Below are 10,877 nucleotides of genomic sequence, written 5' to 3' on the forward strand. Positions count from 1 at the left end.
GTCTTCTTGACTCTTTCTTTTTTCCTATCTTTATTGACGTGTTTACTGTTCAGTTTTCAATGTTCCTGTCGCCCTCTCTCTCGAGTGCTCATCTATAATATCATCTATTCCTCCCCTTTGCAACCCTTTTTTTTACTTTTTTTCATCTTTTCTCTTTTTTCCCTTTCCATCAATGTTTTTTCTTTCTGTTTTCTTTTGTTTCCTTCATAGAAGATAAACTAGGCCCATCAATAAGCTTACCAAAAGCTGTAAAAGTTGATTGATGACAAGGGCATATCCATATTTTATCTTTTTGATCAAACTGCAAAATACATCTCATATGGGGACAATACGGAGAAAATATATGACATTTTCCAACCTTATCCTTATATACTGCTCTTAATTTACTTCCAATTCTCACAATTTTCCCTTCTTCATACGACATCTGATTCAATTCTTCATAGTGAAATCTCAAACCAATATAACCCTTATAATACGATTGAAGCAGTTCTTTTTGATACTCTTTTGCAAAGCCTATTGAAAAATATTGACAACTATATAAACTACGATAAGGATTTTGCTGATGTATAATACAATCTTTAATGAGTCTTGCTGCTACTTGAGATAAAGTCATACCCCATTTTTGAAATCCATAAATAACATATTCATGTGTATGTGGCTTTATTTCACCAATATAAGGGACTCCTCTTAAAGGAATACTGTCCATTGCATACCAATCACAACTTTTAATATCTATATATAACCCTTTTTGATTAATAGGTCGATAACTTATGGATTGATCTATACAAAGACGGCTTGAATTCCCATCATACAAACGACAATCTATATTTTCTTTTGTTTGAAACAGTTTAGCAAAATACATTCCTTTTTTGATAAATGGATACCTTGTCGCATGAACAACATATTGACATTGGATTTGATATTGACCAACTTTCACTTCAAATGCATAATGTTTTCTTTTTACCTTACTCACTTGACTATACTCATAAAACTTCACTCCACTTTTTTGACAAATTTTTACCAATTGATATAAATATTTTAATGGATGAAAAACAGCTTGATGTTTCAAACCTATTGAAGCAAGATGTTGTGAATCACTGATCGTTTCCACACGAAAAGATTTCAATATATTTTCTATCTCTTGAATAAGAGATACATATTGTGGATCATCTGTATATAAATAAGCATCATTTTCATAAAAATCACAGTCTATATGTTCTTTTTGAACAATTTCTCTTATTTCTTGAATAGCACTTTCCTGAGAAAGAAAATATAAATGTGCATAATGAATGTCATAATGTTTCTTCAATAATTGGTAAATCTGCCCATGTAAAGATGTTATTTTAGCAGTTGTATGTCCACTTGTTTGAAATCCAACTTGCCCTCTTTCCACTACGACTACACGATATGGCAAATCCTTAAGCTGATACGCTAAAGAAACACCCGCTAATCCTGCTCCAATAATGACTATATCCACCTCTAAATCTTCCGTTACCTTTTCACACTTTATAGAGGATGTTGTATCTTGCCAATAAGACTGATTCATATTTCATCACCAAGTTCTATTTTACCCAGCAACTTTGATTTTAAACAAAAAAAGAGAACTAATTTCTCTTTTGCTGCGGTAAAACAATCTCAATCGTTGTTCCAACATTGAGTTCGCTTTTCAAAGAAATCGTTCCCTTATAATTAGAAACAATATGTTTAACAATAGCCAGTCCCAGACCTGTTCCACCACGTTGTTTACTTCTTCCTTTATCAACACGATAAAATCTTTCAAAAACACGCCCCTGATCAGCTAACGGAATACCAATTCCTGTATCTTCTACAACAATCTTCATTCCATCACCTTGTGCTTCAATATCTACAAACACTTGGCCATGATCTTTATTATATTTAATCGCATTTCCAATCAAATTATTTAATAAAGTATAAATTTGCTGGTGATTTCCCATATATGTCATCTCATCAAAGTCATATTCTATATGAATATCATGTTTAGCAATTTCTACCTCATAACTTTCAAGAACTTCATCGACAATTCCTTTCATTTTTAATGGCATAATTTCTGCCTCAATATCCATACTTTCCAATCTCGATAACATTAATATATCATTGATTAACCTCGACATACTATCCACTTCAGTTTGAATTTTTTCTAACATCATTTGTTTCTGTCTATCATTTTGGACAACTCCCTGTGCCAGTAAATCACTATAACCTCTAATTGAAGTCATTGGTGTTTTTAATTCATGCGAAACATTAGAGAAAAATTCACTACGCATTTTTTCAGCTTTTTTAGATGCTGTTATATCTACAAACAGTAAAGTTGTCCCAAAATCCACACGCGAAATATAACAAGCATAAATATTATGATCTATTTTTATTTCTACCTGCTGCTTCATGATGTTATTTTTCAAAGCCTGAATAATATCCGGAAAATAAAGATAATCAAAGATACAATCATGGACTTTCATATCTCCTAAAATAGAAGCTGCTTTTTCATTTATACTTAATATCTGGTAATCTTCATCTAACAAAACAAATCCTTCATTCATCTGTTTAAGAATTTCATCAATTTTAATTCTTTCCAGTTTCACTTGACGCATAGATTTACGTAGCCTATGTGATAAATTATAAATCGTATCAACAATGACATTAAATTCCTGATAATCATAATCTTTTAAATCAACTCTAAAATCTTTACTCATACGATCTAAACCTTCACTAATTTCAATAATAGGTTTAGAAATTGTAATTGCCAGTTTTCTTGATAAAACAAAAGCTATAAAGAAAGAAATACCACTACTTAATGCAAATGCTGGAATGAGCGAAGCCAAATAATCAGTAATGCCATGATAAGGAATAGAAAGACGAACAATATAATCTCCTTGATTATATAAAGCTACATAAAGCGTATCTTCATGCGTTGTTTCTGATTTTCTTTGGGCATATCCTTCACCATTTTGAAGTGCTTCCTGTACCTCATTACGATTTAAATGATTTTCTGAAATTGAATCTCTCGCCGTATCTGCCACAACATTTCCTTGAAGATCAATGACACTAATACGTGTATCATCACTATATGCCAGTGGATTCAATTCATCAATCTGTTCATCAAGATTTTGACTGTAATCTAAAGCATAATCAATTAATTTTAAAGAATATAACATATCATGCTCAGTAGTATCTAAAATACTATTAGAAACAAGCATAGCTGAAATGGTACAACTGCTAAGCAAAGCAACAATTAAAATAACAATAAAATAACGGAGGATAGACTTAGTCATATTTATCCTCCTCTTTTTCAACAAAGCGATATCCTACAGATCGAATTGTTTTAATATATTTTTCTCCATCATCATTCAGCTTCTTACGAAGTGATCGAATATGCACATCTAATGCTCTCGATTCACCAATAAAATCATATCCCCATATATTATTCAATAATTCATCTCTTTCTACAACACGTTCTCTATTTTCAATTAAATAAACAAGTAATTGATATTCTTTATGCGTTAAATCCATCACTTCTTGATTGTGCTTAACCACATGTGTTGATTTATCAATAGACAAAGATGGTGTTCTTAAAACTTTTGACTTTGGATGAACCCTTCTTAACAATGTACGAACACGAGCACAAAGCTCTAAAACACCAAATGGCTTTGTCATATAGTCATCACTACCACTATCTAAACCATGAATCTTATCAATTTCACTATCTTTAGCACTTAAAATTAAAATTGGTATTTCTGTATTTGTTTCTCTAATTTTTTTGACTGCAGAAATGCCATCCATTTGAGGTAACATGACATCAAAAATAGCCAAATCTGGTGCATCTCTTTTGATTTCAATAATAGCATCAATCGCATTATCAAATAATGTCACTTGATAACCATTAGACTCAAGAGATAGCTTGACTATCTCCTGAATATTTTCATCATCTTCGATAACAAAGATACGTTCGTTCATTGTTATACCTCCTAAATCAATCTTTGATCATTGACAGACCCTGTTTGATTAAACTCTAGCCATTCACAAATATTTACAGCATGATCCCCTACTCTTTCCAAGTATTTCGCAATCATCAAAAAGTCAATACAATAATCAATTTTTTCACTATTCTCCTTTAGAATTTCAATAACTTCCTGTTTGACTTCTTCAAACAAAGCATCTATTTCATCATCCATACTCTTAACCAAACGAGCTGTAGATAAATCTTTTTTAATAAAAGAATCAATCGCCTCATGGACCATAATCTTTGCTTTTTTAGCCATTGTTGGAATATGCTCAACTGTTCTATAAGCATGTTCCCCTTCAAAATTCATAATAATTTCAGCAATATCTGCTGCCTGATCCCCAATTCTTTCCAAATCTGTTACAATTTTTAAAGCTGTTGTGACATTTCTTAAATCTGTCGCAATTGGTTGTTGACGTAAAATCAAATTAAAAGCTCTTGATTCCACCGTTCTTTCCATATCATTAATCAAACGGTCATTTGTAATGATTTCTTTAGCTAAAGTCTTATCTTGATGTTTAAATGCATCAATCATATTTTCAATAGCCAATTCAACAAGATGCCCCATTTTTGTTAAATCAACATTCAGTTTTTCTAATTCTTCATCAAATAATTTTCTCATCATTTTCCATACCTCCATTATATTTGTTTTTTATAAAAAACACAACTCTTAACCAAAACGACCAGTAATATAATCTTCTGTACGCTTATCCTTAGGCATTGAGAAAATGTCTTTTGTTTCACCATATTCTACCATTTCTCCAACAAGAAAGAAAGCTGTATAATCAGCAATACGTGATGCCTGTTGCATATTATGTGTTACAATCGCAATCGTATATTTATCTTTTAATTCCATCAATAATTCTTCAATCTTTAAAGTAGAAATAGGGTCTAGTGCACTTGTTGGTTCATCAAGTAAAATCACTTCAGGTTCTACTGCTAAACATCTGGCAATACATAAACGTTGTTGTTGTCCACCAGATAAACCAAGCGCTGATGTATGCAAACGATCAGAAACTTCATCATATAAAGCTGCAGCTTTTAAACTTTTTTCAACAATTTCATCTAATTTCTTTTTATTTTTAATACCATGAATTCTTGGTCCATAAGCAATATTATCATAAATACTCATTGGAAATGGATTAGGTTGCTGAAAAACCATCCCTACTTTTTTACGTAACACTGTTGTATCAACACGTGGATCATAAATATTTTCTCCATCTAATGTAATCTCACCATCAATTTTTACATTATTCACATAATCATTCATTCTATTTAAAGTCTTAAGAAATGTAGATTTCCCACATCCAGAAGGACCAATAAAAGCCGTTATTTTATTTTCAACAATATCTAAATTCACATCTTTTAATGCATGTTTTTCTCCATAATGAAGATTTAAATTTTTAGAACTAATTTTTACACTCATTTTTTTAACCTTCCTTAATCAATTTTATTGACATCAAATCTCTTAGAAATCCATTTTGCTAAGAAATTCAATACTAATACAACAACAATCAAAATCAACGCAATGACAAATGCGACTTCATAATTAGCTTTAGCCATCTCTAAATATAACTGAATTGTTAATGTTCCACCACTTGAGAACAAGTGTTCAAACAATCCTCTTGGTAAAGTTGATAAACTTCCAGCAGTAAAGAGTAAAGCAGCAGATTCAGCCACAATTCTTCCCATTGCTAAGATAATACCTGTTAAGATTCCGGGAATAGCACTTGGTAACAATACTGTACGAATCATATACCATTTTGTTGCTCCAATTCCCAGTGCGGCTTCACGATAGCTTTTTGGGACAGCCTGTAAGGCAACTTGTGTGTTTCTAGAAATAATAGGTAAAATCATAATAGCTAAAGTCAAAGCCCCTGTTAAAATGGAATAACCTAATTCAAGGAAATTTCCAAAGAACAACATCCCAAACAAACCATAAATAATAGATGGTATTCCTGCTAAAACTTCTGTTGTAAATGAAATGACTTCAACAAACTTTTTATTTTTAGCATATTCATTTAAATAAATAGCTCCACCAATACTGATTGGACCTGCAATAATTAAAGTCACAACAATCATATAAACAGTATTAATAATATTAGGTAAAATACCTACTGTATTCTTTAAAATACTTGTTGTATTAACAAGATAACCAAAATCAAAACTTGGAATACCTCTGATTAAGATATAACCAATAATCACAACCAATAAACCAACAGAAATAAAAGTGGATAATTGAATGAGAAAACTCAAGATTTTATCACTTAATCTACTTTTTTTATCAAAAATACTATTTTCCATCTTCTCCACCTCGTTTTAAAATAAATGTTAAAATTAAATTAATTGCTAAAATAAAGATAAAGAGAACTAATCCAATTGTAAATAAGACTTCTCTATGTGTTCCTGAAGCATATCCCATTTCAGAAACGATACCAGTTGTTAAGAAACGAACTGAATTGAATGGTAATGGGAAATTGACTGAGTTCCCTGCCACAAGCAAGATAGCCATGGCTTCACCAATTGCACGACCAACACCTAATACAACCGCTGACATAATCCCATTTTTAGCAGCTGGTAAAACAACTTTAAAAATTGTCTGCATTTGACTTGCACCTAGCGCCAAAGAACTTTTACGATAATCATCTGGTACTGATTTTAATGATGTTTCCGTAATATTAATTAAAGTTGGTAAAATCATAATGGCTAAAACCAAAATAGCAGAAATCAAATTGGCTCCACCCGTAAACTGATGTGTTTTTGACCCAGCAAAAATCATCAACTCTAATTGATACATCAATGGATTGATAATTAAAATTCCTAATAACCCATAAACAACTGAAGGAATCCCTGCTAATAATTCAACAGCTGATTTAATAATATTTCTTACCTTTGGATTTGCAATTTCTGCTAAATTGACAGCTGTTAAAATACCAATAGGAACACCAATTAAAATTGCAAAGAATACACCAACAATTGATGTTAAAATAATGTTTAAAATCCCATATTGTGGATTGGCAGCTGTTGGTGCCCAAACATTACTAAATAAGATTTCAGTTAACCCAACCTTAAAAATAGCAGGTGTCCCTGAAACAAACATATATGCTGTAATACCAACAACGGCTACAATAGAAACAACTGCACAACAAATAAAAATAACAGAAGCTGTTTTTTCTACCATTGATTTTGTTTTTCTATTTGCAATAATACTGATTGTCTTTCTTTCCATATTTAAACCCCTTCTTTTTTATAGCTCCACAAATCAATGCTAGTGTATATCTTTTTATGTAAAAGAAATAGCAAGATTTTGTATAAAGAATGTTAAGATTATGTAAAGTATTTTATTTTTTTATTATATTTTCCACTTTTTCTTTGTTTTTAATCATTTTTCCTCTTTATTTTTTTAACCTTTTCTTTACAAACAAAAAAAGGAGGTTTCCCTCCTTGTTCATTATTTTGCTGAAACTAAACCAACTGATGAAATCACTTCTTGACCTGCATCACTGTTAATGAAATCAAATACAGCTTGAACTTGTGCAGATTGTTTACTCACTTCACCTTTTGTAGCCATAACGAATGGTCTTTGTAAAGTATATGTTCCATCTTTAATAGTTGCTTCACTTGGTGAAACACCATCTAATTGTAATGCTTTTACATCATCACTTAAAGCATCTAATGAAATATATCCAATAGCTCCTGGTGTAGATTGAACCGCAGCAGCTACTGCACCTGTTTCATTTAATGTTTGAGCTAATTGACATTGATCAGCGATATCTAAGATTTCTTCAAAAGCATCTCTTGTTCCTGAACCACTTTCACGTCCAATAACAACGATATTTTGATCAGCTCCACCAACTTCACTCCAGTTTTTAATTTTACCAGTATAAATATCTTTTAATTGTTGAGTTGTTAAATTTGAAGCTGTGTTTGCCTTATCAGTGACAATCGCGATACCATCTAAAGCAACAATGTTTTCTACTAAACCAGCTGCTTTTTCTTCATCAGTTAAAGCTCTTGAAACATCTCCAATATCAGCAGTTCCATTTGTCACTGCTTCAACACCAGCACTTGATCCTGTAAACTGAGGTTCTAATTGTAAATCTGGATAAGTTTCAACAATAGCTTCTTTTAATCCATTCACAAATTTTTCCATAGATGTTGAACCATTTAATGCAACAGTTCCACTTACATTTTCACTTCCAGCAGATCCTTCATCACTGCCACCATTACTTCCGCATCCTACTAAGCTAAAGCTTAATACACATGCTAATAATAAAGCTGAGAATTTTTTCATATTTTAACCCTTCCTTTTTTATCCTTCGTCTTTATTGACACACATAGTGTATATCTTTTTAGATAGTAGAAAAATCATATTTTTGTATAAAATTTGTTAAGATTACGTAAAAGAATTTGATTATTTATAACAATAATCTAAATAAAATCCTATTCCACCACTTAAAACGTAAACTTTCTGATATCCTCTTTGCATTAATATTCTGGCACAATTATAGGCTCTAACACCCACTGCACAATAAATGACAATAGTCTGATTTGGGTCTAATTCTTGATAACGTTTCGTCAATTCACCATAAGGAATATGATATGAACCTTCAATATATCCCACTTGTCTTTCCTCATCCTCTCTGACATCCAATGTTATCACCTGATCTTTTTGTTGTTGATATTCATCCGGTAACATCAACTTGACATAACCATTTTGTATATTTTCAGCTACATATCCTACCATATTCACAGCATCCTTAGCTGATGCAAATGGTGGTGCATAAGCAATATGAATATCTTTTAAATCAGTCACTTTTCCATGATAATGGATTGCTGTTGAAATGACATCAATACGCTTATCCACGCCCTCATAACCAACAACCTGTGCTCCTAGAATTTTTTGTTGTAAATCATAAATCACTTTGATTGTAAGAGGTGTCGCACCGGGATAATATCCTGCATGTGATTTTTGCTGAATAATAATCACTTCATAATCCTGATGTCTTTTGAGACCTTGAGCTTGTAGTTGTTTTTCATTGAACCCTGTACTCGCTGCTGCCATCTTAAACACTTTAATAATACTGCTGCCAAGTGATCCTTGATAAGATTCATTGGCTCCCATTAAATGATTTGCTAAAATTCTTCCTTCTTTATTCGCTGGACCAGCTAAAGGAATCATCGTCTTTTGATGATTGATATAATGTTCAACTTCAATGACATCACCTACTGCATAGATATGAGGAATATTCGTCATCAAATGTTCATCAACAATAATACCTCCACGTTGATTACATGCAATACCTGCTTGTTTTGCCAATTCACTTTGAGGCTTAACACCTACAGAAAGAATAACCAAATCATAACTCTTTGTAAATGCATCTGTTTTCACTTGAATTTTTGAATGATCATCTTCAAAAGCCATTAATTCTGTATTTAAATAAAGATGTACACCTTTTTTATTCAAATATTTATGAATAGGCTGTACCATTTCAAAATCCAGATTATTTAAAATCTGTGCTCCTTTTTCTACAACATCTACATCTACTTTTAATTCTCTTAAATTTTCAGCCGTTTCAATGCCTACAAAACCACCACCGATAATACAAGCTGTTTGAATATTTTTTAATTCAACCATTTGTCTGATTTTCACAAAGTCTTCAATCGTCCATAATTGTTGAATATCTGGATGATCAATACCCGGTATAGGTAATCGAATGGGAGCTGATCCTGTCGCAATCACCAGCTGATCATAACTTTCCTGATATGTTTTTTCTGTAATATGATTATATACAGCAACTGTTTGATTGTCTGGATCAATGGCTTTCACTTCACTGCCAACTCTTACGTCCACTTGAAAACGTTCTTTAAATAGTTCAGGAGTCATCAACAATAAATCACTTTTTTCACGAATTTCTCCAGACACATAATAAGGCAATCCACAATTAGCATAAGAAACATAATTGCCTTTTTCAAACATAATAATCTCCACATTTTTGTTTAATCTTCTCAGTCTTGCTGCTGTGGTTGCCCCTGCAGCAACACCACCAATAATAACCACTTTCATTTCTATCACCCGCCTATATTCATTGTAAATATTTTTCAATACAAAGTAAATGATTGTGCTTAAAAAGGTATTCTATGCCTAGCATAAAATACCTTTATTCTTATAAATCGCAAATACCTTTTCCTTCACCATACATACTATACCAGTCAGCATTGAAATCATCCACTGCTTTTTCTATGTTTGGATTCTTGAATATCTGCTTTAAAATTCCTACTGGTGCTGTTATCGCCTGTGCTCCATTATTCAATGCATTCTTGATCTGTTCAACACCTTTAAATGATGCTGCGACAATCATTGTATCATAGTTATCCATGATGATACGATTTGATAACTCATAAATCAGTTCCATTGGATCAGCTCCCAAGTTTCCTATTCTATTAACATAGGGTGCAATATAGTCTGCTCCTGCTGCCAATGCCATATATCCCTGCATTAAATCATAGACTGCTGTCGCTGTGACATGAATGTTTTCTTCCTTCAGCATTTTAATCGCTTTGATACCTTCATAAGATACAGGTACCTTGATATAAACCTGTCTATCAATTTCTTCTAGGATTCTATGAGCTTCCTTCACCATACTGTCACAATCTTTAGAGATGACTTGAATATGCAGACTTCTATCCTTCCCAATAATTTCTCTAATTGTTCGCATATGTTCAAAGAAATCCTTTGGATTTGTCTTTTTTACTATTGAAGGATTACTCGTTACACCAACAATTGGCATATAGTCTACTGCTTCTTTGATTTCATTTAAATCAACTGTATCAATAATCAATTCCATTTTCTTTTCCT

The 10,877-nt window shown here is 32.0% G+C and carries 10 protein-coding genes; all 10 read right to left on the reverse strand.

Annotated elements, in window-relative coordinates; all coding sequences use genetic code 11:
• Positions 1-169: 169 nt before the first annotated feature.
• Positions 170-1,546 carry an FAD-dependent oxidoreductase gene (locus KEC48_RS10950; RefSeq protein WP_211962231.1) on the reverse strand — a complete coding sequence of 459 codons (1,377 nt, stop codon included), beginning with the start codon at positions 1,544-1,546 and terminating at the stop codon, positions 170-172.
• Positions 1,547-1,604: 58 nt separating this feature from the next.
• On the reverse strand, positions 1,605-3,290 hold the full coding sequence (locus KEC48_RS10955; protein WP_087360223.1) for an ATP-binding protein: 1,686 nt from the start codon (positions 3,288-3,290) through the stop codon (positions 1,605-1,607).
• Positions 3,283-3,972 carry a response regulator transcription factor gene (locus tag KEC48_RS10960; protein ID WP_087360220.1) on the reverse strand — a complete coding sequence of 230 codons (690 nt, stop codon included), beginning with the start codon at positions 3,970-3,972 and terminating at the stop codon, positions 3,283-3,285. The genes KEC48_RS10955 and KEC48_RS10960 overlap by 8 nt, the downstream gene beginning before the upstream one ends.
• A gap of 11 nt (positions 3,973-3,983) precedes the next feature.
• Positions 3,984-4,643 carry a phosphate signaling complex protein PhoU gene (phoU, locus tag KEC48_RS10965; protein ID WP_087360217.1) on the reverse strand — a complete coding sequence of 220 codons (660 nt, stop codon included), beginning with the start codon at positions 4,641-4,643 and terminating at the stop codon, positions 3,984-3,986.
• A gap of 45 nt (positions 4,644-4,688) precedes the next feature.
• Complete coding sequence (gene pstB / locus KEC48_RS10970; RefSeq protein WP_087360214.1) at positions 4,689-5,444, reverse strand: phosphate ABC transporter ATP-binding protein PstB; 756 nt, start codon at positions 5,442-5,444, stop codon at positions 4,689-4,691.
• A 14-nt stretch (positions 5,445-5,458) separates the two neighbouring features.
• The gene (pstA, locus tag KEC48_RS10975; protein WP_205091011.1) at positions 5,459-6,322 is read right to left on the reverse strand and encodes a phosphate ABC transporter permease PstA; all 864 of its coding nucleotides are present in this window, start codon (positions 6,320-6,322) and stop codon (positions 5,459-5,461) included.
• Positions 6,312-7,247 carry a phosphate ABC transporter permease subunit PstC gene (gene pstC / locus KEC48_RS10980; protein WP_211962232.1) on the reverse strand — a complete coding sequence of 312 codons (936 nt, stop codon included), beginning with the start codon at positions 7,245-7,247 and terminating at the stop codon, positions 6,312-6,314. The genes pstA and pstC overlap by 11 nt, the downstream gene beginning before the upstream one ends.
• 222 nt (positions 7,248-7,469) lie before the next feature.
• Positions 7,470-8,312, reverse strand: coding sequence for a phosphate ABC transporter substrate-binding protein (locus tag KEC48_RS10985; RefSeq protein ID WP_211962233.1), 843 nt, complete (start codon positions 8,310-8,312; stop codon positions 7,470-7,472).
• Between the two features lie 120 nt (positions 8,313-8,432).
• Positions 8,433-10,085, reverse strand: a complete 1,653-nt coding sequence (locus tag KEC48_RS10990; RefSeq protein WP_249191355.1) for an FAD-dependent oxidoreductase — start codon at positions 10,083-10,085, stop codon at positions 8,433-8,435.
• A 100-nt stretch (positions 10,086-10,185) separates the two neighbouring features.
• Positions 10,186-10,866, reverse strand: a complete 681-nt coding sequence (locus tag KEC48_RS10995; RefSeq protein WP_211962234.1) for a fructose-6-phosphate aldolase — start codon at positions 10,864-10,866, stop codon at positions 10,186-10,188.
• Positions 10,867-10,877: the final 11 nt, after the last annotated feature.

Origin of the sequence: Clostridium sp. C1 (assembly GCF_018223625.1) — a bacterium.
Lineage (GTDB): Bacteria > Bacillota_I > Bacilli_A > Erysipelotrichales > Coprobacillaceae > Allocoprobacillus.

Coding starts and splice junctions, on each gene's coding strand:
- KEC48_RS10950 (WP_211962231.1), bottom strand. CDS start 1,546: ATGAATCAGTCTTATTGGCAAGATACAACATCCTCTATAAAGTGTGAA.
- phoU (WP_087360217.1), bottom strand. CDS start 4,643: ATGATGAGAAAATTATTTGATGAAGAATTAGAAAAACTGAATGTTGAT.
- KEC48_RS10985 (WP_211962233.1), bottom strand. CDS start 8,312: ATGAAAAAATTCTCAGCTTTATTATTAGCATGTGTATTAAGCTTTAGC.
- pstB (WP_087360214.1), bottom strand. CDS start 5,444: ATGAGTGTAAAAATTAGTTCTAAAAATTTAAATCTTCATTATGGAGAA.
- pstC (WP_211962232.1), bottom strand. CDS start 7,247: ATGGAAAGAAAGACAATCAGTATTATTGCAAATAGAAAAACAAAATCA.
- KEC48_RS10995 (WP_211962234.1), bottom strand. CDS start 10,866: ATGGAATTGATTATTGATACAGTTGATTTAAATGAAATCAAAGAAGCA.
- KEC48_RS10990 (WP_249191355.1), bottom strand. CDS start 10,085: ATGAAAGTGGTTATTATTGGTGGTGTTGCTGCAGGGGCAACCACAGCA.
- KEC48_RS10960 (WP_087360220.1), bottom strand. CDS start 3,972: ATGAACGAACGTATCTTTGTTATCGAAGATGATGAAAATATTCAGGAG.
- pstA (WP_205091011.1), bottom strand. CDS start 6,322: ATGGAAAATAGTATTTTTGATAAAAAAAGTAGATTAAGTGATAAAATC.
- KEC48_RS10955 (WP_087360223.1), bottom strand. CDS start 3,290: ATGACTAAGTCTATCCTCCGTTATTTTATTGTTATTTTAATTGTTGCT.